General features: G+C 58.8%; 21 protein-coding genes. 12 read left to right on the top strand and 9 right to left on the bottom strand.

Annotated features, from left to right (window positions below; genetic code table 11):
- The first annotated feature begins 4 nt into the window (after window positions 1–4).
- The 3 genes from dhaL to AC3EMD_RS03280 all read left to right on the top strand — a co-directional run bounded on the left by dhaL (window position 5) and on the right by AC3EMD_RS03280 (window position 3,794).
- Window positions 5–637 (top strand): dihydroxyacetone kinase subunit DhaL, encoded by a 633-nt coding sequence (dhaL, locus tag AC3EMD_RS03290; RefSeq protein ID WP_008806558.1) that lies wholly within the window; start codon window positions 5–7, stop codon window positions 635–637.
- 10 nt (window positions 638–647) lie between these two features.
- Window positions 648–2,069 carry a dihydroxyacetone kinase phosphoryl donor subunit DhaM gene (dhaM, locus tag AC3EMD_RS03285; RefSeq protein ID WP_070612098.1) on the top strand — a complete coding sequence of 474 codons (1,422 nt, stop codon included), beginning with the start codon at window positions 648–650 and terminating at the stop codon, window positions 2,067–2,069.
- Between the two features lie 75 nt (window positions 2,070–2,144).
- Window positions 2,145–3,794 (top strand): glycerone kinase, encoded by a 1,650-nt coding sequence (locus tag AC3EMD_RS03280; RefSeq protein WP_302073928.1) that lies wholly within the window; start codon window positions 2,145–2,147, stop codon window positions 3,792–3,794.
- A 101-nt stretch (window positions 3,795–3,895) separates the two neighbouring features.
- Here the strand turns inward: AC3EMD_RS03280 and AC3EMD_RS03275 are convergent, their stop codons facing one another.
- On the bottom strand, window positions 3,896–4,672 hold the full coding sequence (locus AC3EMD_RS03275) for a siderophore-interacting protein (RefSeq protein WP_022066313.1): 777 nt from the start codon (window positions 4,670–4,672) through the stop codon (window positions 3,896–3,898).
- A 237-nt stretch (window positions 4,673–4,909) separates the two neighbouring features.
- Here AC3EMD_RS03275 and AC3EMD_RS03270 point away from each other — a divergent pair, with 237 nt between their 5' ends.
- Window positions 4,910–5,464: a PadR family transcriptional regulator gene (locus AC3EMD_RS03270; protein WP_012967200.1), complete on the top strand. Its 555-nt coding sequence runs from the start codon at window positions 4,910–4,912 to the stop codon at window positions 5,462–5,464.
- A 257-nt stretch (window positions 5,465–5,721) separates the two neighbouring features.
- Window positions 5,722–7,101 (top strand): putrescine aminotransferase, encoded by a 1,380-nt coding sequence (ygjG, locus tag AC3EMD_RS03265; RefSeq protein ID WP_012540512.1) that lies wholly within the window; start codon window positions 5,722–5,724, stop codon window positions 7,099–7,101.
- Between the two features lie 47 nt (window positions 7,102–7,148).
- Here the strand turns inward: ygjG and lsrG are convergent, their stop codons facing one another.
- From lsrG to lsrA, 6 genes are read right to left on the bottom strand one after another with little or no spacing between them, the layout of a single operon-like run.
- Complete coding sequence (lsrG, locus tag AC3EMD_RS03260; protein ID WP_002917723.1) at window positions 7,149–7,445, bottom strand: (4S)-4-hydroxy-5-phosphonooxypentane-2,3-dione isomerase; 297 nt, start codon at window positions 7,443–7,445, stop codon at window positions 7,149–7,151.
- Window positions 7,442–8,329, bottom strand: coding sequence for a 3-hydroxy-5-phosphonooxypentane-2,4-dione thiolase (gene lsrF / locus AC3EMD_RS03255; RefSeq protein WP_002917724.1), 888 nt, complete (start codon window positions 8,327–8,329; stop codon window positions 7,442–7,444). The genes lsrG and lsrF overlap by 4 nt, the downstream gene beginning before the upstream one ends.
- Window positions 8,330–8,340: 11 nt before the next feature.
- Window positions 8,341–9,354, bottom strand: coding sequence for an autoinducer 2 ABC transporter substrate-binding protein LsrB (lsrB, locus tag AC3EMD_RS03250; protein WP_008806564.1), 1,014 nt, complete (start codon window positions 9,352–9,354; stop codon window positions 8,341–8,343).
- The gene (gene lsrD / locus AC3EMD_RS03245; RefSeq protein ID WP_023323308.1) at window positions 9,351–10,355 is read right to left on the bottom strand and encodes an autoinducer 2 ABC transporter permease LsrD; all 1,005 of its coding nucleotides are present in this window, start codon (window positions 10,353–10,355) and stop codon (window positions 9,351–9,353) included. The genes lsrB and lsrD overlap by 4 nt, the downstream gene beginning before the upstream one ends.
- On the bottom strand, window positions 10,356–11,390 hold the full coding sequence (gene lsrC, locus AC3EMD_RS03240; RefSeq protein WP_016161856.1) for an autoinducer 2 ABC transporter permease LsrC: 1,035 nt from the start codon (window positions 11,388–11,390) through the stop codon (window positions 10,356–10,358). It lies immediately after the preceding gene.
- Window positions 11,387–12,874 (bottom strand): autoinducer 2 ABC transporter ATP-binding protein LsrA, encoded by a 1,488-nt coding sequence (gene lsrA / locus AC3EMD_RS03235; RefSeq protein ID WP_012540509.1) that lies wholly within the window; start codon window positions 12,872–12,874, stop codon window positions 11,387–11,389. The genes lsrC and lsrA overlap by 4 nt, the downstream gene beginning before the upstream one ends.
- A 218-nt stretch (window positions 12,875–13,092) precedes the next feature.
- Here lsrA and lsrR point away from each other — a divergent pair, with 218 nt between their 5' ends.
- The 3 genes from lsrR (at window position 13,093) to AC3EMD_RS03220 (ending at window position 18,007) form a co-directional block, all read left to right on the top strand.
- Entirely contained in the window at window positions 13,093–14,064 is a 972-nt protein-coding gene (lsrR, locus tag AC3EMD_RS03230) for a transcriptional regulator LsrR (RefSeq protein WP_302073927.1), read from the top strand.
- Between the two features lie 37 nt (window positions 14,065–14,101).
- Entirely contained in the window at window positions 14,102–15,694 is a 1,593-nt protein-coding gene (gene lsrK, locus AC3EMD_RS03225; protein ID WP_302073926.1) for an autoinducer-2 kinase, read from the top strand.
- Between the two features lie 291 nt (window positions 15,695–15,985).
- Window positions 15,986–18,007, top strand: coding sequence for an NADPH-dependent 2,4-dienoyl-CoA reductase (locus AC3EMD_RS03220; RefSeq protein WP_064142848.1), 2,022 nt, complete (start codon window positions 15,986–15,988; stop codon window positions 18,005–18,007).
- Between the two features lie 225 nt (window positions 18,008–18,232).
- Here the strand turns inward: AC3EMD_RS03220 and rlmG are convergent, their stop codons facing one another.
- Entirely contained in the window at window positions 18,233–19,363 is a 1,131-nt protein-coding gene (gene rlmG / locus AC3EMD_RS03215; RefSeq protein WP_012540505.1) for a 23S rRNA (guanine(1835)-N(2))-methyltransferase RlmG, read from the bottom strand.
- 76 nt (window positions 19,364–19,439) lie between these two features.
- A complete protein-coding gene (locus AC3EMD_RS03210; RefSeq protein WP_008806572.1) occupies window positions 19,440–20,780 on the bottom strand; it encodes an MFS transporter in 1,341 nt (446 codons plus the stop codon).
- 108 nt (window positions 20,781–20,888) lie between these two features.
- Between AC3EMD_RS03210 and AC3EMD_RS03205 the strand changes: the two genes are divergently transcribed.
- The 4 genes from AC3EMD_RS03205 (at window position 20,889) to AC3EMD_RS03190 (ending at window position 25,170) form a co-directional block, all read left to right on the top strand.
- Window positions 20,889–21,755 carry a helix-turn-helix domain-containing protein gene (locus tag AC3EMD_RS03205; protein ID WP_012540503.1) on the top strand — a complete coding sequence of 289 codons (867 nt, stop codon included), beginning with the start codon at window positions 20,889–20,891 and terminating at the stop codon, window positions 21,753–21,755.
- Between the two features lie 129 nt (window positions 21,756–21,884).
- Window positions 21,885–23,528: a glycoside hydrolase family 43 protein gene (locus AC3EMD_RS03200; RefSeq protein WP_012967192.1), complete on the top strand. Its 1,644-nt coding sequence runs from the start codon at window positions 21,885–21,887 to the stop codon at window positions 23,526–23,528.
- 78 nt (window positions 23,529–23,606) lie between these two features.
- Window positions 23,607–24,107, top strand: coding sequence for a M48 metallopeptidase family protein (locus tag AC3EMD_RS03195; protein ID WP_012540501.1), 501 nt, complete (start codon window positions 23,607–23,609; stop codon window positions 24,105–24,107).
- Window positions 24,108–24,180: 73 nt separating this feature from the next.
- The gene (locus tag AC3EMD_RS03190; protein WP_012967191.1) at window positions 24,181–25,170 is read left to right on the top strand and encodes a Gfo/Idh/MocA family protein; all 990 of its coding nucleotides are present in this window, start codon (window positions 24,181–24,183) and stop codon (window positions 25,168–25,170) included.
- The last annotated feature ends 81 nt before the right edge of the window (window positions 25,171–25,251 follow it).

Raw genomic sequence — 25,251 nt, 5'->3', positions numbered from 1 at the left:
CGACATGTCACTGAACAGAACGCAAATCGTCGACTGGCTGTACCGCTGCGGCGACATTTTCACCAAAGAGAGCGATTTTCTCACCGGCCTCGATAAAGAGATCGGCGACGCCGACCACGGTCTCAATATGCACCGCGGCTTTAGTAAAGTGGTCGAAAAGCTGCCGTCGATCGCCGATAAAGATATTGGCTTTATCCTGAAAAATACCGGCATGACGCTGCTCTCCAACGTTGGCGGCGCCAGCGGCCCGCTGTTCGGCACCTTCTTTATTCGCGCCGCGCAGGTCACTCAGGCCCACCAAAGCCTGACCCTCGACGAACTATACCTGATGATCCGCGAAGGCGCGGACGGGGTGGTCAACCGCGGCAAAGCGGAGCCAGGGGATAAAACCATGTGCGACGTCTGGCTGCCGGTGGCGGACTCCCTGCGCCAGTCCAGCGAGCAGCACCTGTCGATCGCCGCCGCGCTGGATGCCGCCTGCGAAGTGGCCGAGCGTGCGGCCCACGCCACCATCACCATGCAGGCGCGTAAAGGCCGCGCCAGCTATCTCGGCGAGCGCAGCATCGGACATCAGGATCCCGGCGCAACCTCGGTGCTATTTATGGTTCAGATGCTGGCCGCCGCCGCCAAAGAGTAAGGAAATCGCGATGGTAAACCTGGTTATTGTTTCTCATAGCGCCCGGCTGGGCGAAGGTGTCGGAGAACTGGCCCGGCAGATGTTAATCAACGATGGCTGCAAACTGGCGATCGCCGCCGGGATCGACGATCCAGACAGCCCGATCGGCACCGATCCGCTTAAAGTCATGGAGGCGATCGAATCCGTGGCCGATACCGATCACGTGCTGGTGATGATGGATATCGGCAGCGCGTTGCTCAGCGCCGAAACCGCCCTCGATCTGCTCGATCCGGCGATTGCCGCGAAGGTGCGGCTGTGCGCCGCGCCGCTGGTGGAGGGGACGCTGGCGGCCACCGTCAGCGCTGCCTCCGGCGCCGGGATCGACAAGGTGATCGCCGACGCCATGAGCGCCCTGGAGGCCAAGCGGGTTCAGCTGGGTTTACCTTCGCCAACTTCTGACGCCGCGCCGGCGCCGACGCTTGCCGACGATGGCGACACAAAATCGGTTTCAGTTATTATTAACAACCACAACGGCCTGCACGTGCGTCCAGCGTCGAAGCTGGTCGCCGCGCTGGCGGGTTTTAACGCCGATCTGCTGCTGGAGAAAAACGGGAAGTGCGTCAAACCGGACAGCCTCAACCAAATCGCGCTATTGCAGGTCCGCCGCAACGATAAGCTGCGCCTGCTGGCCCGCGGTCCGGATGCCGACGCGGCGCTGGCGGCGTTTCAGACGCTGGCCGCCGATAACTTCGGTGAATCGCCTGCGGGGCAACCGGCAGCGGCTCCGGCAACGCCCGAGCGCGTCGAAGGCGCAGCCCTGCGCTATCCGCTGGCCCTGATCCAGCCGCTCCGCCCGGCTGCCGCCGATGCTGCCCGCGAGCAGCAGCGCCTGCGCCAGGCCATCGACCAGACGCTGGCGGATCTTATCGCCCTGACCGAGCTGGCGGAAAATAAATTTAACGCCGATATCGCGGCGATCTTCGCCGGGCACCACACCCTGCTCGACGATGACGATCTGTTTGATGCCGCCAACGATCGTCTGCTCACCGAACAATGCTCGGCGGAATGGGCGTGGCATCAGGTGCTAATGGAGCTCAGCCAGCAGTATCGCCAGCTGGATGACCCCTACCTGCAGGCGCGCTATATCGATATCGAAGATATTCTGCAGCGCACCCTGCGCCATCTGCAGGGTATTCAGGAGACGCTGCCGACGCCCGGCGAGCCAACAATTATTATTGCCGACAACATTTATCCCTCAACCGTCTTACAACTGGATACCAGCCTCATTAAAGGCCTGTGCCTGCGCGATGGCAGCGAACAGGCTCACGGCGCGATTATCGCCCGCGCCGCGGGGATCGTCTGGCTGTGCCAGCAGGGCGAGGCGCTAAATGATATTCAGCCTGGCGAAGCCATCGCGCTCGATATGCGTAACCAACGCCTTATCCGTGACTAAAATTCACGTTGACCGTTACCGCTCCGGAGGCCTGCCTCCGGAGGGTGAGTTTTCGCTTACTCTTCAGGAACCACTATGTCTCAATTCTTTTTTAACCAGCGCGCCAGCCTCGTCAACGATGTGATTGAGGGTACCATTATCGCCAGCCCGTGGAATAACCTCGCCCGTCTGGAGAGCGACCCGGCGATCCGGGTGGTGGTCCGTCGCGATCTGAATAAAAACAACGTGGCGGTGATCTCCGGCGGCGGCGCCGGCCATGAACCGGCGCACGTCGGCTTTATTGGTAAAGGCATGCTGACCGCCGCGGTCTGCGGCGATCTGTTCGCCTCGCCGAGCGTCGACGCGGTGCTTACCGCCATTCAGGCGGTGACCGGCGAGGCGGGCTGCCTGCTGATCGTCAAAAACTACACCGGCGATCGGCTTAACTTCGGCCTGGCGGCGGAGAAAGCGCGCCGTCTCGGCTACAATGTGGAGATGCTGATCGTCGGCGACGACATTTCGCTGCCGGATAACAAGCAGCCGCGCGGCATCGCCGGGACCATTCTGGTGCATAAAGTGGCGGGCTATTTCGCCGAGCGCGGCTTCAACCTCGCCACCGTCCAGCGTGAAGCGCAATACGCCGCCAGCCATACCGCCAGCATCGGGGTGGCGCTGGCCAGCTGCCACCTGCCGCAGGAAGCCGACAGCGCGCCGCGCCATCAGGCCGGTCACGCCGAGCTGGGAATGGGCATCCACGGTGAGCCGGGCGCCTCGACGATCGCCACGCAAAACAGTGCGGAAATCGTCAACCTGATGGTGGAAAAACTGACTGCCGCCCTGCCGGAAACCGGCCGCCTGGCGGTGATGCTTAATAACCTCGGCGGCGTGTCGGTGGCTGAGATGGCGATCCTCACCCGCGAGCTGGCCAACACCCCGCTGCAGGCGCGCGTTGACTGGTTAATAGGCCCGGCCTCGCTGGTGACGGCGCTGGATATGAAAGGCTTCTCGCTGAGCGCCATCGTGCTGGAGGAGGGTATTGAAAAAGCGCTGCTGTCGGACGTGGAAACCGCCGGCTGGCAGACGCCGGTGCAGCCGCGGGCAGTTAACATCATGCCGTCCACTCTCGCCAGCGCGCGCGTCGACTTTACGCCCTCAACCAACCCGCAGGTGGGCGATTACGTCGCGCAGGTGACCGGCGCCCTCTCCGGCCTTGAAGCCCATCTCAACGCGCTGGACGCCAAAGTGGGCGATGGGGATACCGGCTCCACCTTCGCCGCCGGGGCGCGTGAGATTGCCGACCTGCTGCAGCGCCAGCAGCTGCCGCTAAACGATCTGCCAACGCTCTTCGCGCTGATCGGCGAACGTCTGACGGTGGTGATGGGCGGCTCCAGCGGGGTATTGATGTCTATCTTCTTCACCGCTGCCGGGCAGAAGCTGGGACAAGGCGCCAGCGTGGCCGAGGCGCTGAACGCCGGTCTGGAACAGATGAAGTTTTACGGCGGCGCCGATGAGGGAGACCGGACGATGATCGACGCTCTGCAGCCGGCGCTGGCGGCGCTGCTGGCCGAACCGGAGAATCTGCAGGCCGCTTTTGCCGCGGCGCAGGCCGGGGCGGATCGCACCTGCCAGTCGGGCAAAGCTGGCGCCGGACGAGCGTCCTATCTCAACAGCAATAGCCTGCTCGGCAACATGGACCCCGGCGCCCATGCGGTAGCGATGGTGTTTAAGGCCCTGGCGGAACGATAAGCCTTCCCCGGTGGCGCAGCGCTTACCGGGGCTACAAATCGGCGCCAACCGTAGCCCGGATAAGGCGCAAGCCGCTATCCGGGTTTTACCACGATGGCTTTTTACTTACTGTGCCAGTACGCCTGGGAACGCACCAGCTGCTGATCGATACTCTCGTCTTCAAAGCGCGCCAGCAGCGATTTCACCACCGCGCCTTCGCCGGTCAGCCAGATGAAATAATCCTCCGCCGGCACCTTCACCTGGGCCAGACGCTCGGCGACGAAGGCCGGGTTGTGGCCCACCACCCACTCGATGTTAAAGCCGTCGAGATCCGCCAGATAATCTTTATACGACGCATCGGCGATAGTAACGATGGCCGTCACCTGCGGCCTTGCCGGCAACTGGCGTAATCCCAGCAGACGACGGCGCAGCGCCGGCATGCCGGACTCATCGCAAACATACAGCTGCCAGGCATAATCTTCCGGCACCACCAGCGAGCCGCGCGGGCCGCCGATCACCAGCTTATCGCCCACTTTTGCTTCCAGCGCCCAGCGGCTGGCGATACCGCCATCGTGGATATAGAAATCGTAAGTCAGCTCGTGACGTTCGGCATCGTACAGCGGCGTATAGTCACGAGTGGCAGGCCGCACTCCCTCGCCCCAGTCAATCCCCTCCTCGGTCACCTGCGGCGGGGTAAATGCCGCGCCCGGCTCGGGGAAAAAAAGCTTGGTATGATCGTCAAAGCCGTGAGAAGCGAAGCCTTCCAGCGTCTCGCCTCCCAGCACGATACGCTGGAACGCCGCGCCTGCGCGCTCCACGCGCAGCACCGTCAGCTCACGGAAACGCAGCTCATTGCGGACACGCTGCGGGTACTTGTCTGCTTTGGTTTTTGTCATCATCGATTGCCTTCGTGAACGGTAAATAGATATATCTAAACTTGATGCAAATGATAATGATTGCCAACTAAAAAGAATGCAAGTCTTTTTTTGATATAGTCAAAACAAACCGCATCAAAATCCACAGCCAGAAAATAATTACATATATATCAATATATTAAAAAATAAATAGCAACCAGCATTGCGAACATTCATTTTTTAGATATAAATTAGATATATCAAAAACAGCAGGAGGTAACCATGCGACATCATCATGAAGAGGGGCGTGGGCCACGCGGGCGCCACGGTGATCCCAGCGAACACGGCGACCATGGCCGCCGCGGCGGCGGACGTCGCCAGCGTTTCTTTGGCCACGGTGAACTGCGGCTGATCATTCTGGATATCCTCAGCCGCAACGCCAGCCATGGCTATGAGCTGATCAAAGAGATCGAAACGCTTACCCAGGGGAACTACAGCCCCAGCCCGGGGGTGATCTACCCGACGCTGGATCTGCTCCAGGACCAGGGCCTTATCAGCGTGGAAGATGACAACGGACGTAAAAAAATCGTTATCAGCGAGGAAGGAAAACAGCTGCACGCCGAGAACCAGGAGCACCTGGCCCATATCCAGGAGCGTCTGCAGGCGCGGATGGTCGGCTGCGAGCTGCGCCGGGATCCGCAGATGAAGCGCGCGCTGGAAAACTTCAAAGCGGTCCTCGACCTGAAAGTGAACCAGCAGGCCAGCAGTACCGCCCAGCTCAAGCAGATCATCGGCATTATCGACCGGGCGGCGATGGAGATCTCTCAGCTCGACTAAGCCTCTTTTGTTACCACCGGCTGCCCCGCCCTGGGGCAGCTCGCACCACGACGGATCGCCCCGTTCATCGCCGCCAGGCAGAAAATCTCGTCAGCTCAGGAATAAAACGTGCCAATAGTGGCGCAATGAGATTAAATTTTACACATTTCGTCTTTTACTTTGCATTTATCCCGATTTTCACCGCTTCTGCCGAACTGGCGTAATCCCTGCAATACTTAATCCAGTATCGTGTGATACGTCCGCCCCAGGAGCACATTTTGAACAGGTTACCTTCCAGCGCATCGGCTCTGGCCTGCAGCGCACACGCACTGAATCTCATTGAAAAGCGCACGCTTGATCATGAGGAAATGAAAGCACTTAACCAGGAGGTCAGGGAATACTTTAAAGAGCATGTGAATCCGGGGTTTTTAGAGTATCGAAAATCGGTCACAGCCGGCGGGGATTACGGAGCCGTAGAGTGGCAAGCGGGAGGGTTAAATACGCTTGTCGACACCCAGGGACAGGAATTTATCGACTGCCTTGGTGGGTTTGGCATCTTCAATGTAGGGCACCGTAATCCAGTTGTGGTATCCGCCGTCGAGAATCAACTCGCGAAACAACCGCTTCACAGTCAGGAACTGCTGGATCCGCTACGCGCGATGCTGGCGAAAACCCTGGCAGCCTTAACGCCCGGCAAACTAAAGTACAGTTTCTTCTGCAACAGCGGTACCGAATCGGTAGAGGCGGCTATCAAGCTGGCGAAAGCCTATCAGTCGCCGCGCGGTAAATTTACCTTCATCGCCACCAGCGGCGCCTTCCACGGTAAATCGCTGGGTGCGCTGTCGGCCACCGCCAAGTCGACCTTCCGCAAACCCTTTATGCCGCTGCTGCCGGGCTTCCGCCACGTGCCGTTCGGCGATATCAACGCCATGCGCACCATGCTGAGCGAGTGCAAGAAAACCGGCGACGACGTCGCGGCGGTGATCCTCGAGCCGATTCAGGGCGAAGGGGGCGTGATCCTCCCGCCGCAGGGGTATTTGCCGGCGGTGCGTAAGCTGTGCGATGAGTTTGGCGCCCTGCTGATCCTCGACGAAGTGCAGACCGGCATGGGCCGCACCGGCAAGATGTTCGCCTGCGAGCATGAGAACGTTCAGCCCGATATTCTGTGTCTGGCGAAAGCGCTCGGCGGCGGTGTGATGCCGATCGGCGCGACGGTGGCGACGGAAGAGGTCTTCTCGGTGCTGTTCGACAACCCGTTCCTGCACACCACCACCTTCGGCGGCAACCCGTTGGCCTGTGCGGCGGCGCTGGCGACGATCAACGTGCTGTTGACGCAAAACCTGCCGGCGCAGGCGGCGCAGAAAGGCGATATGCTGCTGGACGGGTTCCGCCTGCTGGCGCAGGAGTATCCGGACCTGGTGAATGAAGTGCGCGGGAAAGGCATGCTGATGGCCATCGAGTTTGTCGATAACGAGATTGGCTACGACTTTGCCAGCGAGATGTTCAGACAGCGGGTGCTGGTCGCCGGGACGTTAAACAACGCCAAGACGATCCGCGTTGAACCGCCGCTGACCCTCACCCTGGAGCAGTGTGAGCAGGTGCTGAAAGCGGCGCGTAAGGCGCTGGCGGCCCTGCGCGTCTCGGTTGAAGAAGCGTAATAAGTGCCCTTCCCCCTCTCCCACAGGGAAAGGGGGAAGGAAAATCCTCATACCTGCGGCAACAGGCCGATAAAGCTGCGTTTCTGCCGCGGCTGCGACATCATCTCCTCCAGCTTTTCGACGCAGGCTAAATAGTGCGGCGTCTTCTTATGCGCCAGCACCGCCTCATCGTCTTTATAGGCTTCGTAGATAAAAAAGCGGGTTTTCACCTCGGGATCCTGCAGGACATCAAAGCGCAGGTTGCCCGGCTCCTGCAGCGCGCCTTCGTGGTTGGCGCGAAACACCTCAAGAAACTCATCCACCCGCTCGGGTTTAATATTGATCTCCACCAGCGTCACATTCATTTCAGCTCTCCCTGTTTCTCTTCCTGCCAGAACTGATACGCTTCGCGCGCGTTCAGATTCTCATGCACCACCTTTTTCACCGCCTTCAGCATCGCGCGCGGGGCGCTGGACTGGAAAATATTGCGCCCCATATCCACCCCGGACGCCCCCTGATCGATCGCCCGCCAGCACATCTCCAGCGCCTCATGCTCCGGCAGTTTTTTACCGCCGGCGATGACGATCGGCACCGGACAGCTGGCGGTCACTTTTTCAAAGCCTTCCTCAACGAAATAGGTCTTCACAAACTGCGCCCCCATTTCGGCGGCAATCCGGCTGGCCAGCGAGAAGTAGCGCGCGTCGCGGGTCATCTCTTTGCCGACGCCGGTAACCGCCAGTACCGGCATACCGTAGCGATTACCGGCATCCACCAGTTTGATGATGTTATTGATCGACTGATGTTCGTATTCGCTGCCGATATAGACCTGCGCCGCCACCGCGCATACGTTGAGACGCAGCGCGTCTTCCATCGCCACCGCCACGCATTCGTTGGAGAGTTCGCTCAAAATCGAATTGCCGCCGGAGGCGCGCAGCACCACCGGCTTATTGGTGGCCGCCGGTACCTGGCTGCGCAGTACGCCGCGGGTGCACATCAGCACGTCGGTGTCGGCAAACAGCGGCGCAATCGACAGGTCGATACGCTCCAGCCCGGTCGTTGGCCCCTGGAAGTAGCCGTGATCGAAGGCCAGCATCACCGTGCGGTTGCTGTGCGGATTAAAGATGCGCGCCAGCCGTGACTGCATGCCCCAATCCAGTGAACCACAGCCTTTCAGGGTATACAGCGTATTCTGCTGCGGGCGGTCGATGCCGAAGTCCTTACCCTCTTTGATATCGTCTAAATCAGCCATCTTTTCCTCCGTCAGAAGTCGTAGTTGTTGATGTTCTCTTTGCTGAACACCACGCGCTCCGGCAGCAGCACGATACCGTTGCCCTTCGCCTCATACTGGTAGCCCTGCACGCTATTCGGTTCAACCTTCAGCGAGCCGATATCTTTCACCTCAACGCTGTCGCCGACGTTAAGATCGCCCTTTTTCAACAATCGATCGGCGACGTTAACCGCAATTTTGCCCTGCTGAACCACATCCCACAGGCCGAACGCTTTCACCGTGCCGCGCTCAACGTACGGGCGCATCACGTTCGGTGTACTAAAGCCGACGATCGCCACGCCCTGACGCTTGAGGTTCTCCGCCGCCTGCGCCGCCGCCGGCAGCGCATTGGCATCCGGCGCGATAATGGCGTCGAGATCCGGATACGCTTTTAAGATCCCCTCGGCGGTTTGCAGCGATTTGGTGGCATCGTTATAGCCAAACTGGGTGGTGACGATTTGCCACTGCGGATGCTCTTTTTCGATTTTGGCTTTGGCTTCCTTCACCCACTGGTTCTGGTCGGTCACCGTCGGGCTGGAGTAGAAAAACGCGACTTTGGCGGCAGGTTTGCTGACCTGCTTTTCCGCCATCTCCACCAGCAGGCCGCCGAGCTGCTGCGGCGTACCCTGGTTGATATAGATGCTGCGGCACTCCGGCTTGGTATCGGAATCCCAGGTCAGGACTTTCACCCCGCGCTGCATCGCCCGCTTCAGCGCCGGACACAGGCCGTCCGGCGAAACGGCGGAGACGATAATCGCGTTGTAGCCCTGGTTGACGAAGTTGTTGATAAGCTGCACCTGGCCGGAGACGCTGGGCTCGGTGGGACCGTCATAGGTGACATCCACACCCAGCGCTTTCCCCGCCTCTTTCGCGCCGTTGCCGCCGCTGGTAAAGAAGCCGACGCCGACCAGCTTAGGAATAAAGGCGATGCGGTCCGCCGCTTGCGCGGTAACCACGCTCATCGCCAGCGCCAGCGCGCTGACCTGCAGGATACGTTTTGTTTTCATTGTTGTGCTCCGATTGTTCTATGCGAGAAAAGACGCCGCCAGGTCGCGCGCACCCATTCACGGTGCAGGCTCAGCGAACGCCCCATCACCACCACAACCAACAGCGCCCCTGACAGCGCGCTCGACACCTGGTTGGGGATGCCGACCATCTGTAAACCCTGTTGCAGATACCCCACCAGCAATGCCGCCAGCGCGGTACCCAGTATCGATCCCGAGCCGCCGTAAATATTGGCCCCGCCGAGCACCGCCGCGGTCAGCGCCGGCATCAGCAGGTCGCGGCCTAAATCCGAACGCGCCGAGCCGAAATAGGAGACCATCACCAGCGCCGCGACCGCCGAGGCGACGCCCACCAGGCCATACAGCACGTACGGGATGCCGTTCACCGACAGCGCGGCATAGCGCGCGGCGCGCGGGTTTTGCCCGAGTAAAAAGAGATGGCGGCCAAAGCGCCCGCGATGGGCCAGCAGCCAGAAGAGAAAGGTGATAATCGCGAACAGCACCAGCGGCAGCGGCAGTCCGGCGAGGGTTAAATTGGCGATGGCGGTGAAGCTATCGGGAAAACCGCCAATCCCCTCGTAACCGGTCGCGCCGGCCATCCCGGAAAGCAGCAGCGCGCCGCCGCCATACAGATACAGCGTACCAAGCGTGATCACCAGCGGGCTGATGCCGGTGTAGTGGATCAGCGCGGCGTTAAATAACCCGCACAGCAGCCCCAACAGCAACGTCAGCGATACCGCGAGCCACAGCGGCCAGCCCGCCTGGGTCATCACTCCGAGGGCGATGGCGCACAGGCCGATGGTCGAGCCCAGCGAAATATCGATCCCGCCGCTGATGATCACCAGCGTCAGCGGCAGCGCGACAATACCGATGCAGATAAAGTCGCTGGTGCTAAAGAGCAGCATATTGAGATCCAGCATGCGCGGATTCAAGGCGCCGAACAGCAGGATTTCCGCGATCAGCAACGCCAGCAGCGCGCTTTCCCAGTTAAGCTTCAGCTTCATTTAAGCCACCTCTTTGCTTTTGCGTTCGGGAAAGCGGGCAACCTGTTTGCCCCCTTTATTACCGGGCTGGAAACGGCTGTACTTTAGCGCCCGCTGATGGCGGGCCAGCGCCTGGCGCAGGCGGCCATCGAGCACCAGCACGCCGAGCAGCACCAGGCCGGCGATAAAGTCATTCCACCAGGCGGGAAGGCGGAACAGCACCAGCACGGTGTCGATTTGGGTGAGGAAAAAGGCGCCGAGAAACGCGCCGAGCAGCGTGCCGGTACCGCCGAGCAGCGAGATCCCGCCCAGTACGCAGGCGGCGATGGCTTTCATCTCCAGCCCGCTGCCGGTCTGATTAGGCACAAAACCAATCTGCGCGGCGAAGACGATCCCGGCGCAGGCCGCCAGCATACCGTTGAGGGTAAAGGCCAGCATCCGCGTACGGTTGACCGCCACCCCCAGCTGGCGCGCGGCGGCGAGGTTATCGCCAACGGCGTAAAAATCACGACCAAAGGCGGTACGCGACAACAGCCAGCCGCCTGCCAGCAGCAGCGCCAGCACCAGCCAGCCCAGCGGCGACACGCCGATAAACGCGGGCTCCGAGAGCGATTTCAGGCTGTCGGGCAAACCCTCGATCCATTTCCCGCCGGTCCATAGCAGCATCACCCCGCGATACAACCCCAGCGTACCGAGCGTCGCGACGATCGCCGGGATGCGCAGCCCCACCACCAGCAGGCCGTTAAAAGCTCCGGCCAGCGCGCCAATCGCCAGCGCGAAGGCGATAGCCGTCGCCAGCCCGTAACCGTTGTTCAGCGCCACACCGACGGCGATGGCGCACAGCCCAACGGTCGAACCTACCGACACGTCAATATTGCGGGTCAGCATCACCAGCGTCGCGCCCAATGCCAGCAGGCAAAGGATCTGCGAGCTGGCGAAAATCATCGCCAGGGTCTGCAGGCTGAAATAGGCTGGATTGAGCGCCACCAGCACGGCAAAGAGCGCCACGATGGCAAAGAAGGCGCTCAGTTCGCGATTCTTCAGTAACGTTTTCATGCCTGCCCTCCGAAGGCCAGGGTCATCATGCGATCGACGGTCACCGCCTGTCGCGCCAGCTCACCGCTGTAGCGGCCCTGATGCATCACCAGCACCCGGTCGGCCAGGCCAACGAACTCATCCAGATCGCTGGAGATCATCAGCACCGCCACGTTTTGCGCGGCAACGCTTTTTAGCAGTTGATAGATATCGGCGCGGGCGGAGACATCCACGCCGCGCGTCGGCTCATCGACAATCAGCAGCAACGGATTAGCTTCCAGACAGCGCGCCAGCAGCACCTTCTGCTGGTTGCCGCCAGAGAGAGTGCGCACCGGCTGATCGCCATCGGCCAGCTTGATCCCCAGCGCCCGGTGATAGCGCTCAACCACCGCCGCCTCCCGTTTCCCCTGCTGCCACCACGACGGCTGATTGAACATCACCGTGTTCCAGCGCACCGGCGCATCGAGAAACAGCCCCGAGACCTGGCGGTCTTCCGGCAGATAGACCAGCCCGCTGGCTAGCCTGGCGCGGGTGCTGTCGCGGCTAATCTCGCGGTTCTCCAGCCAGATCCGCCCGGCGCGCGGTGGACGCAGGCCGTATAGGGTTTCGGCAAATTCGGTGCGCCCGGATCCTACCAGCCCGGCCAGACCGACGATCTCTCCGGCGCGGATCTCCAGATTGAGATCGATAAAACCTTCTCCGGTGAGATCCTCCACCCGCAGCACGGGAAAGTCCTGCGGTTGCGTACGGCGGTTACCCGGTAGCGACAGCCACAGCTTTTGCGTGTCGCTCAGCGCATGGTCGCGGCTGACCGGCGTCATCGCGTTAATCAGTTGCTCGTCGCGGTATGCCGCGGTCTCGCCGCTCAGCACCACCGCGCCGTCGCGCATCACCGAAATATGGCTGGCAAGCTGGCGGATTTCGGGCAGTTTGTGCGAGATAAACACGATCCCCACGTCCAGCACCTGTAACGCGCGGATCTGGCTAAACAACCTCTCCGTTTCGCCCGGGGTTAAAGAGGCGGTGGGTTCATCCAGGATCAGGATCCGCGCCTCGCGCATCAGGCCGCGCAGGATCTCGACCATCTGTTGATCGGCCACTTCCAGCGTGCTGGCGCTGGCATCGAGGTTGATCTGGCAGTTCAGCTGCCGCAGTTTGTCCTGCAGTCGCGCGACGGTATCCGCCCGCTTCGGCAGGCGGAAAAGAATGTTCTCGCGCACGCTGAGGTTGGGAAACAGCATCGGCTCCTGCGGCACCAGATAGATGCCCAGCTGGTGGGCCAGCGCCGGGCTGAGGCGCGCAAACGCGCGGTCGCCGATCGTCAGTTCACCGCTGTCCGGCGTTTCAACGCCGGCGATGATCTTCATCAACGTCGATTTACCCGCGCCGTTGCCGCCCATCAGCGCATGCACCTGGCCCGCGCCTAGTGTGAAATCAATGCCCTTGAGCACCGCAACGCCGGAGAACTGTTTGCAAATCTGGCGAGCTTCAAGCAGTGGCTTCATCATCGCGCCTCGATTGAACAAATGATTTTTAAATTTAATAATGTTCAAAAGCGTAGACGGTGAACTATATTTACAACCGTGCGAAGATCACACTTTGGTGCTTTAGATCGTCAGGAAAAAATGGGCCAGCGATGAAAGATCCGTTTTGCCAGTCGGCTCACACTTTCCGGCCGCGCAATAGCGAACATATGATCTAAATTTTTATAAGAGTTCAATTTATGAGCGAAAAACGCATTACGGAAGAGAACCGCTACGCCGGGCTGGCGTTAGCCGAGGAAGAGCTGGTGGCGCGGGTGGCGTGGTGCTACTACCACGACGGCCTGACGCAAAATGACATCGGCGAGCGTTTGGGGCTGCCGCGGCTGAAGATTTCCCGTCTGCTGGAGAAAGGCCGCCAGTCCGGGGTGATCCGCGTGCAGATCAACTCACGCTATGAGGGCTGTCTGGCGCTGGAAAGTGAACTCCAGCAGCGTTTTGGCCTCAAGATTGCCCGCGTGCTGCCGGCGCTCAACACCCCGCCGATGAATACCCGGCTGGGTATCGGCGCGGCGCAGTCGCTGATGGGCATTATGCAACCGGGTCAACTACTGGCGGTCGGGTTCGGCGAAGCCACCATGAGCTGCCTGCAGCATCTCAGCGGCTTTATCGGCTCGCAGCAGGTGCGGCTGGTGACCCTCTCCGGCGGCGTCGGCCCCTATATGACCGGCATCGGCCAGCTTGATGCCGCCTGCAGCGTCAGCATTATTCCGGCGCCGCTGCGGGTCTCTTCGTCGGAGGTCGCCGAGATCCTGCGCCGTGAGTCGAGCGTGCGCGACGTGATCCTCGCAGCAACGGCGGCGGACGCGGCGGTGGTTGGCATTGGCGCCATCGATCAGCGGCGCGACGCCACGATTTTACGCTCCGGCTATATCAGCGAGGGCGAACAGCTGATGTACGCGCGCAAAGGCGCGGTCGGCGACATTTTAGGTTATTTCCTGCAGGCCGACGGCCGGCCGGTAGAAGGACTGGAGATCCATCGGGAACTGCTCGGCGTAACCCTTGATGAGCTGGCGCAGCTGCCAACCATCGTCGGCGTCGCCGGGGGAGAAGAAAAAGCGCAGGCGATTTATGCCGCTCTGATTGGCAAGCGCATTAATGGCCTGGTAACGGAAGAGACAACAGCACGCGCGGTGCTTACCCTGGCCTCCTGACGGCCTGGCGCCGCGCGACAACAGCGAGGCGCATGTCATGAGTTACCTGTTAGCGTTAGATGCCGGGACCGGCAGCATTCGGGCGGTTATTTTCGATCTTAATGGCCGCCAGCTGGCGGTAGGCCAGGCCGAATGGAAACACCTGAGCGTTGATAACGTCCCCGGCTCGATGGAGTTCGACCTTACCACCAACTGGCAGCTGGCCTGCCAGTGCATTCGCCAGGCGCTCGACGCCGCCCGGCTCTCTGCCGCCGATATTCAGTCCGTCGCCTGCTGTTCGATGCGCGAAGGCATCGTTCTCTATGACCGCAACGGCGAGGCCATCTGGGCCTGCGCCAACGTCGATGCCCGCGCCAGCCGCGAAGTGGCGGAGCTTAAGGAGATCCACGACTATCGCTTCGAATCCGAGGTATACGAGGTCTCGGGACAAACCCTGGCGCTCAGCGCCATGCCGCGCCTGCTGTGGCTGGCGCACCACCGCCCCGATATCTACCGCAAAGCGGCAACCATCACCATGATCAGCGACTGGCTGGCGGCGAAGCTTTCCGGCGAGCTGGCGGTCGACCCGTCAAACGCCGGCACCACCGGCATGCTCGATCTGTTCAGCCGCGACTGGCGTCCGGCGCTGCTGGATATGGCCGGGCTGCGCGCCGATATGCTGTCGCCGGTCAAAGAGACCGGTACCCTGCTGGGCGCCGTCACCGAAACGGCGGCACAGCAGAGCGGCCTGCGCGCCGGGACGCCGGTGGTGATGGGCGGCGGCGACGTCCAGCTCGGCTGCCTGGGCCTTGGGGTGGTGCGCGCCGGGCAAACCGCGGTACTCGGCGGCACTTTCTGGCAGCAGGTGGTCAACCTGCCGCAGGTGCGTACCGATCCGCAGATGAATATTCGTGTTAATCCTCATGTCATTCCCGGCATGGCGCAGGCGGAATCGATCAGCTTCTTTACCGGCCTGACCATGCGCTGGTTTCGCGACGCCTTCTGCGCTGAAGAAAAACTGATTGCCGAGCGGCTCGGCGTCGATGCCTATTCGCTGCTGGAGGAGATGGCCAGCCGCGTCCCCGCCGGTTCCCACGGCGTGATGCCTATTTTTTCTGACGCCATGCACTTTAAGCAGTGGTACCACGCCGCGCCGTCGTTTATTAACCTCTCCATCGATCCGGAGAAGTGCAACAAAGCGACCCTGTTCCGCGCGCTGGAGGAGAACGCAGCGATTGTCTCCGCCTGCAACCTCGCGCAGATCTCCCAGTTCTCCGGGGTGACATTCGAGAGCCTGGTGTTTGCCGGCGGCGGCTCTAAAGGCGCGCTGTGGAGCCAGATCCTCAGCGACGTCACCGGCCTGCCGGTGCGGGTGCCGGTGGTTCGCGAAGCCACCGCGCTGGGCTGCGCTATCGCCGCCGGAACCGGCGCCGGACTGTATGGCGATATGGCCAGTACAGGAGAACGGTTAGTGAGCTGGCACCGCGAGTTCACCCCGAATCCGCAGCATCGCGAGCTGTATCAGGAGATGATGAGCAAATGGCAGACGGTGTACGCCGATCAGCTTGGCCTTGTCGATAGCGGGCTGACAACGTCGATGTGGCAAGCGCCGGGTCTGGAGCGCCGCCAGCGCGTAGCCCCCTCACCCTAACCCTCTCCCGGTGGGAGAGGGAACCGTTCGGCACAGGCCTTGAATACCGATGCCGATCCGCCTTTCCCCCTCGCCCTTTGGGTGAGGGAACCGTTCGGCACTAGCGTTGAATATCGGTGCCGGTCCGCCTTTCCCCCTCTCCCTCTGGGAGAGGGCCGGGGTGAGGGACAACGAGTTCCGTTCTTTGAATCCCATCACAATCACCGCACTCCCCTTTTCCCTTTTTCTCCGCGACGGCTAAATTAGTAACTCATCCGACCACATAACAATAATTTTACATTGGAAGCCACTATGAGCCGCTATCCGTCGCTTTTCGCCCCGCTTGAGCTGGGCTTCACAACGCTCAAAAACCGCGTGTTGATGGGCTCGATGCACACCGGGCTGGAAGAGCTGCCGGACGGCGCGCAGCGGCTGGCGGCCTTTTACGCCGAGCGCGCCCGCCACGGCGTGGCGCTGATCGTCACCGGCGGCATCGCTCCGGCGCCCTCTGGCGTCACCATGGCCGGCGGCGCGGTACTCAACGATGCCAGCCATCTGGCGCACCATCGCCATATTACCGACGCGGTACATCAGGAAGGCGGCAAAATCGCCTTGCAGATCCTGCATACCGGCCGTTACAGCTACCAGCCCGCGCTGGTGGCCCCCTCGGCGCTACAGGCGCCGATTAACCGTTTTACGCCCCATGAACTGAGCCACGATGAGATCCTGACGCTGATCGATGATTTTGCCCACTGCGCCCAACTGGCGCGTGAAGCGGGCTATGACGGCGTCGAAGTGATGGGTTCTGAGGGCTATCTGATTAACGAATTTCTCGCCGCGCGCACCAATCAGCGCGACGACCAATGGGGCGGCGATTATGCCAGGCGCATGCGTTTCGCCATTGAAGTGGTTAAGGCGGTGCGCCAGCGCGCCGGCCACGATTTCATTATCATCTACCGCCTGTCGATGCTCGATCTGGTCAACGACGGCAGCACGCTGGCGGAAGTCACCGAACTGGCCAAAGCGATTGAAGCGGCGGGAGCGACAATTATCAACACCGGGATTGGCTGGCACGAAGCGCGCATTCCGACCATCGCCACACCGGTACCGCGCGGAGCGTTCAGCTGGGTCACCCGCAAGCTGAAGGGCGCGGTGTCGATCCCGTTGATCACCACCAACCGCATCAACGATCCGCAGGTCGCGGAGGATATTCTCGCTCGCGGCGATGCCGATATGGTATCGATGGCCCGCCCGTTCCTCGCCGACGCCGAATTTATGTCGAAAGCGCAGCGCGATCGCGCCGGGGAGATCAATACCTGCATCGGTTGCAACCAGGCGTGTCTCGATCGAATCTTCGTCGGCAAAGTCACCTCCTGTCTGGTCAACCCGCGCGCCTGTCATGAAACCCTGATGCCGGTCCTGCCGGCCAACGCGCCTAAACGGCTGGCGGTGGTCGGCGCCGGGCCTGCCGGTCTGGCCTTCGCCGTTAACGCCGCCGCTCGCGGTCATCACGTCACGTTGTTCGATGCGCTCCCGGAGATCGGCGGCCAGTTTAATATCGCCAAACAGATCCCCGGCAAAGAGGAGTTTCACGAGACGCTGCGTTACTACCGCACCATGCTCGATCTTCATGGTGTCGATCTACGCCTGAACACCCGCGTCACGGCAGACGATCTGCTGACGTTCGATGAGACGATCCTCGCCACCGGTATCGCCCCGCGCCTGCCGGCGATCGACGGGATCGATCATCCCAAAGTGCTGAGCTACCTGGATGTCTTGCGTGATAAAGCGCCGGTTGGCGCGAAGGTGGCGATTATCGGCTGCGGCGGCATCGGCTTCGACACCGCGATGTTTTTAAGCCAGTCGGGCATGGCCACCAGCCAGGATATCGGCGAGTTCTGCCGCGAATGGGGTATCGATACCAGCCTGCAAACGGCGGGAGGGCTGCATCCTGAAGGCCCGCAACTGAGTAAAAGCCCGCGACAGATTGTGATGCTACAGCGCAAAGCCAGCAAACCGGGCGAAGGGCTCGGCAAAACCACCGGTTGGATCCACCGCGCGACGCTGCTGGCGCGCGGCGTGAAAATGATCCCGGCGGTCAGCTATGAAAAGATCGATGATGAAGGGTTACATGTCACTATCGGCGGCGAGCGCCAACTGTTGGCGGTCGATCAGGTGGTGATCTGCGCCGGTCAGGAACCGCGCCGCGAGCTGGCGGAACCGCTGCGCGCGGCAGGGAAAACGGTGCATCTCATCGGCGGTTGCGACGTGGCGGCGGAGCTGGATGCGCGCCGGGCGATTGCCCAGGGCACTAAACTGGCGCTGGCGATTTAGCCCTGTCCCGGGGGCGGCGCGATGCGCCTTCCCCGGGCTACCACGATAATCCCGGACGGTAGCCCGGCTAAGGCGACAGTCGGTAGCCGGGGGGAAACAACAAAAGGAATCAGCGCTGCTCACGCACCTTCGTTGCTTTCAAAACTACGAACTTATTGTTCGTCGCAATCGTCGGTAGCCCGGCTAAGGCGACAGCCGCGAGCCGGGGGGAAACAACAAAAGGAATCAGCGCTGCTTACGCACCTTGGTTGCTTTCAAAATGACAAACTTATTGTTCGTCGCAATCGTCGTGCAATTACCAAAAGCGCGCTTCAGCTTACGGAAGTAATCGAGGTGGCGGTTGCCGACGACGTACAGCTCGCCGCCATATTTCAGGCTGCGGCGGGCATCGTTAAACATCTGCCAGGCAATATGGTCGGTAATCGCGTGCTGCTGATGGAACGGCGGATTACACAGAATCGCCGTAAAGCGGTCAGGCTCAATGCCGGAGAGCGAGTTGTTGACCATAAATTCACAGCGTGCGATATCGTCCGGCAGGTTGCGCTCGACGTTCAACCGGCTGGAAGCCACCGCCATATGCGACTCATCGGTGAACATCACGCTGGCGTTTGGGTTTTGCGCCAGCGCCTGCAGGCCAATCACCCCATTGCCGCAGCCGAGATCGGCGATCTCGCCTTCCAGATCAGACGGTAAATGCTGCAGGAAGAAACGCGCGCCGATATCCAGTCCGCTGCGGGCAAAAACGTTGGCGTGGTTATGGATAGTCCACGGCGTACCGTCCAGCTTCCAGCTGTAGGTTTGCGGCGCATCGGCAAGCTTGGGGGCGGTGAAAACGCAGTGGATCAGACGCGCTTTTTTCCACGCCAGCGAGGTGGTGGTAGTGCCGAGGATTTTTTCAAACAGCGCCAGCGTCGAGTTGTGCACATCTCGGGCTTTCGCCGCGGCGATAATGCGGGTCTCCGGCGTGACCACTTCGCGCAGGGCGCGCAGCTGCTGTTCCAGCAGCGCCAGCTGTTTTGGCACCTTAATCAGCACCAGCGCCGGCGCGGCGGGCAGCGGGCTCAGGCTATCCTGAAAGCGCACGCTCTCTTCATCGATACCGTTCATCCGCAGGTTGTGGCGGGTCGCCAGCTCGGAAATAAAGGAGTCGTTGATGCTGACCGGGTTGCGCTCCGCCAGCGCGCAGGCGAGCGCGCCAAAGCCGTCGTTGAAGATGAGCGTCAGGCCGTCGACGTCATTCACCTGTTGCAGCAGATATTCATCCGCCGCTTCCCATGCCTGTAGCGCTTCTTCTTCAGCGTTAGGTGGGAACCGCTCTAATGTGAATAACTCACCGTTTAACTCTGCCTGGCTCATCGCCTCTCCGCCTCCGGAATACTAAAACCCGCGAGTTTATACGCAAACTTCACCCAGTTGAATAGAGATCGGTCGATTATCTCCCGCTTTCCTGCGCCATATGCGACAGACGTTTATCATCCAGACTGTAGCGATTCATTATCACTATCAACAGCGCCACCAGCACGCCCGGGAAGAGAGTGAACAACAATTTAATCATCTGCAGCGCTGAAGCCGATTGCTGGGCGGCGCCGCCGACGTAGTCCCCCCACGCCAGCAGATAACCCACCAGCGCGCCGCCGATGGCAATCCCTAATTTGATTGCAAACAGGTTGGTTGAGAAGACAATTCCGCTGAGCTTCTTGCCGCTGCGCTTTTCTTCCGCATCAATGATATCTGAGAGCATGCTCCACTGTAGCGGTGTTGCCGCCAGCTGAATGATATTGATGATTATCACCAACGTGAAGATGGCGGCGACGTTGCCCGCCGGGACGAAATACATCGCGATTAACAGCACCGCCTCCAGCGCCATTGACAGCTTGAAGCCCTTCACTTTATCGATGTTCTTAAATATGAACGGCGACAGCATGGCTCCCACCACTCCGGAAGCCAGCGTGGTGGTCAGCAACAAGCTGCCAAGATCCGCGCGCCCCATAATGTTATTGACGTAGTAGAGCGTGGTACCGCCTTTGAACAGCACGGCGATCAGGTTCACCACGTTCAGCGTAAATAAAATGCGCCAGTCTTTGTTCGCCAGCAGGGTTTTCAGGTCATCAAGGATGCTGCTCTGATTATTGGCCGTAATGTCTGTAGAGTAGCGCTCTTTAGTCAGGCCAAAACAGATAAAGAACAGCACGATGCTCAAGGCGCCCATCACCATCATGGTGTAGAAATACCCGTTTTGCAGATTGCCTTTCCCCAGCCAGGCCACCAACGGTAGCGCAGTCAGCGACACAATCAGGCCGCCTAAGGTACTTAGCGCAAACCGCCACGACTGCAGCGATACTCGCTCGCGGGAGTCATTGGAAATATTATTAATCATCGCGCAGTACGGGACGTTAATAGCGGTATACACTAACGATAATAAAGTATAAGAAACATAGGCATAAATTAACTTACCGCTATAACCTAAATCCGGGGTATAAAACGTTAAGCAGCACAATACGCCAAACGGAATGGCAAACCATAAAATATAGGGCCGGAATTGACCATATTTAGTGCGGGTTCTATCAGCCACCGCCCCCATTAATACATCGGTCACCGCATCTAATACTCTGACAGCTAAAAACATGGTTCCCATATGCGCGGGGCTTAAACCAAATACGTCAGTATAAAACCAGGCCATGAACAGCATCACTGTTTGCCATACTAAATTACAACCGGTGTCGCCTAAGCCATAGCTGAATTTTTCTTTGATACTAATACGGGCAGTATTCATCGCGCCTCCGCAATAAGAGCACTGGTAGATTTGATATGCATACGTTATTGCTAAGGGCAATCCGGTTATGTATAAATTATCCTGTTAAATATAAGAAGAGTGTACCCGATGAGTGACGAATCTCCCGTTTTCGAAAAGATCCCCGTTGGCGCAGGTGAACTCTTTACGCTGCGAGCAGATAACATAAATGATTTCAATGGGATAAATGTAGTTCCACATTTCCATATGATGGACGAACTGATGTGGTTCAGAGAATCAGGGGGAAGCTATTCCATTGGCGACGAAAAATTTACCATTAAAAACAACACGCTGGTATATGTCCCTGCCCTACTTATTCATGAAATGACGCTACCGCCCGCTGCCAGCCACAAGCGTTATCTTATGCAATTCGAAAAAGAGTGGCTGGAAGGATATGATCTGTCGCTACCTGCGGCCCACTGCGGCGCGGTAGTTTATCTTTCCGGCGAGGAGGCTGAGCGCCTTGAGCTGCTGCTGAGCTGGTGCAGTGAGTTCAGCGACTTCTCCGATTCGCTGTTCCGTTCCCTGATGCAAAGCGTACTACTGCATGCTTTTAATCGCCTTAAAGATTCCGTTCCTGTTACCGAACGAACCCATCATCGCTACCTGAGCGAACTTATCGAACTACTACAAGTCATTAATGCCAATGAAAATTTTGAAATGACAACAGAGGAAGCCGCCCGACGCTGTCAGTGGTCAAAATCCTGGTTTTCCCGCACCTTTAAATCCGCCTTTGGCATCAGCTTTAAGAAATTCATGCTGCTGCGCAAACTCAATATCGCTGTCAATCTGCTGACAAACACCGACCTGAAGATCAGCGATATCTCGCAAAGTGCCGGCTTCACTGACAGCGCCTACTTCTGCCTCAAGTTTAAAGAGATGATGAACGATACTCCGCAATCTTTCCGCCACAAAATCAGAAGCACCGATGCCGTAGGCAGTCGGGCGGAGAAATAAATCGTTTTTTGTGAGCAGCATCACCAGATAAGTGGACGTTTATTATATAAATAGAAACAGTCTATATATCTCCTGAGTCATCCTCCACTTAAAATTATTGCTATATTTTGAGCATTAAGGATAAATACGATGATTCAGAATCCTGTCTTTAGAGGTTTTAATCCTGACCCCTGTATATGCCGCCGCGGCGATGATTATTATGTGGCGGTATCATCATTTGAATGGTTTCCCGGACTACCGGTTTATCATTCAAGGGATCTTAAACATTGGCAATTGCTCACCCATGTGCTTACCGATGATAATAACCCAGACTTAAAAAAACTGCCTTCTGCCAAAGGTATTTGGGCCCCAAGCCTGACCTGGTGCGAAGAAGAAAAGCTGTTTTATGTCATTTATGGCGTTATGAATTCAATGAACTCCCGTTATTTTGACGTTGATAATTATCTTATTACCGCCGAGGAGATCACTGGCCCGTGGAGCGCCCCCGTTTATCTCCATTCAGCTGGATTCGATGCCTCAATTTTGCACGACCACGATGGCAGAAAATGGATCGTCTCACTGGAGTGGGAAACTCGCGAAGGCTATGAAAAACCGGGAGCGATCTGCCTGGTGGAATATTCGCCGCAGACGCACAGCGTCATCGGCTACCCGCAGCGCATCTGGCACGGCGGTACCGACCGCGGCTGCATTGAAGCGCCGCATCTGACGAGACGCGGCGACTATTACTACCTGATGGTCGCCGAAGGCGGCACCGGTTACGGGCATTCTGTCACCATGGCCCGCGCCACCGAGGTCGCTGGCCCCTATCAAGGCGATCCGCTCAATCCAATCGTCACATCCTGGCCAGAGAATTTTAACGAACGCAAAGATACAGGCCATCTCAAGCCCCACTATTTCAATCCGGAAACCTACCTGCAAAAGGCCGGGCACGGTAGCTATGTCGAGACCCCAACGGGTGAAGTCTGGCTAACCCACCTTTGCAGTCGTCCGTTTCGCCAGGAGCTACGCTGCCCGCTGGGTCGCGAAACGGCGATCCAAAGGATGGAATGGAGCGAGGATGGCTGGCTGCGCCTGGCCGCTGGGGGTCATCTCGCACAGCATCAGGTAGAAGGATCCCGTCTGCCGCCGCACCCGTTTCCACCAAAAGCGGACCTTGATGATTTTGATGAGCCAAGGGTGGATAACGCGTTTTATGCGCCGAGGATCCATTTCCAGCGTTTTACCTGCCTGACGCGTAAAGCAGGCTATCTTGCTCTACGCGGTCAGGAGTCGCTGAGCTCGCTCAATAAAGTCAGTCTGCTGGCGAAAAAGCTGACCTCGGTATACGCCAACATCAGTACGAAGATGGATTTTAACCCGGAGATTTATCAGCACAGCGCTGGACTGGTGCTCTATTACGACAACATGAACTATCTGTTTTTACATAAAACCTGGGATGAAACCTCTGGCGCGGCGCAACTGGCTATTATCTACATGGATAACGGTGAGCGTCACGACGATCCACAGAAAATTCGCCTTGCCGAGGGAGAAATCTATCTCGCGATTGCTATTAATGGCCGAGAGGTACAGTGTTCATGGTCTGTCGACGGTGAGCACTATCACCCCATCGGAGCGGTCTACGACACATCGCATTTCTCCGATGAATACAGCCGCTACGGCGAGTTTACCGGGGCGTTTGTCGGCATGGCCTGCGTGGATAGTATGCTGCATCGCAAAGAGGCGCTGTTTGATTTCTTCTGCTACCGGGCGGATGAAGACGCGATAATCGAGTAACGATGCCTTTCTGGCATCCTGTCCGCACAGGGTGCTAGAATCCCCGGCTGTTGTCGCTTAATTACGCAAACGGGCTACATGAGCACATTACCTTATCTCCATGGCTATCCTGAATCGCTGTTGTCGCAGGTCACGGCTTTAATCGAGCAAGACCGCCTCGGCGAGGTGCTGCAAAAGCGTTATCCGCAGGGGCATGACGTTAACAGCGATAAAGCGCTGTATCAGTACACCCAGGATCTGAAGGCCCGCTTTCTGCGCGGAGCGGCGCCGATCAACAAAGTGATGTACGACAGTAAAATCCACGTGCTGAACAATGCGCTCGGCCTGCATACCGCGATCTCCCGCGTTCAGGGCGGTAAGCTGAAAGCCAAAGCGGAAATTCGCGTGGCGACGGTGTTTCGCGACGCGCCGGAGGCCTTTCTGCGGATGATCGTGGTCCATGAACTGGCGCATTTGAAAGAGAAAGATCACAACAAAGCCTTTTATCAACTGTGCTGCCATATGGAGCCACAGTACCATCAACTGGAATTCGATACCCGCCTGTGGCTGACGCACCTTTCGTTAAATCGTTCTGCGTAGTGACGCACTGGTTTTGTCATGATGGCATGATAGAGTGACGACAGGTTCCCTTTAATGGAGTTCGTCAACGTTTATGATACGTTTCGCAGTTGTTGGCACAAACTGGATCACCAAGCAGTTTGTCGATGCCGCCCATGAAACCGGCAAATATAAACTTACCGCCATCTACTCCCGCAGCCTCGAACAGGCGCAAGCCTTCGCCAATGACTATCCGGTCGAGCATCTGTTTACCTCGCTCGATGAGCTGGCACAGAGCCCTGACGTTGACGCGGTCTATATTGCCAGCCCGAACTCGCTGCACTTCCCGCAGACCCGGCTGTTCCTGAGCCACAAAAAGCACGTCATTTGCGAAAAGCCGCTGGCATCGAACCTGCAGGAAGTCGAGGCGGCGATAGCGCTGGCGAAAGAAAATAACGTTGTGCTGTTTGAAGCCTTTAAAACCGCCAGCCTGCCTAACTTTCTGCTACTCAAAGAGACGCTTCCTAAAGCGGGCAAACTGCGCAAAGCCTTCATCAACTACTGTCAGTACTCCTCGCGCTATCAGCGCTACCTTGACGGCGAAAACCCCAACACCTTTAACCCGGCGTTCTCTAACGGTTCGATTATGGATATCGGCTTCTATTGCCTGGCGTCCGCTGTGGCGTTATGGGGTGAACCGCGGGCCGTTCTTGCCACCGCCAGCCTGCTGGACAGCGGCGTAGACGCCCAGGGCACCGTGGTACTGAGCTATGGCGACTTCGACGTGACGCTGCATCACTCCAAAGTTAGCGATTCCGCGATCCCCAGTGAAATCCAGGGCGAAGACGGCACATTAGTGATCGAAAAAATCTCCGAATGCCAGAAGCTGGCGTTTGTGCCGCGCGGCGGCAAAGCCCAGGACCTGACGCAGCCCCAGCACATTAATACTATGCTGTATGAGGCGGAGACCTTTGCGCGCCTGGTGGAGACACAGGATGTCAATCACCCGGGTCTGACCGTGAGCCGTATTACGGCAAAACTGTCGAGCGAAATTCGTCGCCAGACCGGAGTGATCTTCCCGGCCGATACGCAGCCGCTGGCGTAAAAGAGTGTAAAGGCCGGACCGGCCGCCATTGACGAAAACCGCCCTGTGACATATTTTGTTACGTGCAAAGGGGAGTAACTT

This window comes from Klebsiella sp. PK18, assembly GCF_057784655.1.
This window is presented reverse-complemented; position numbering and strand designations above follow the sequence as displayed.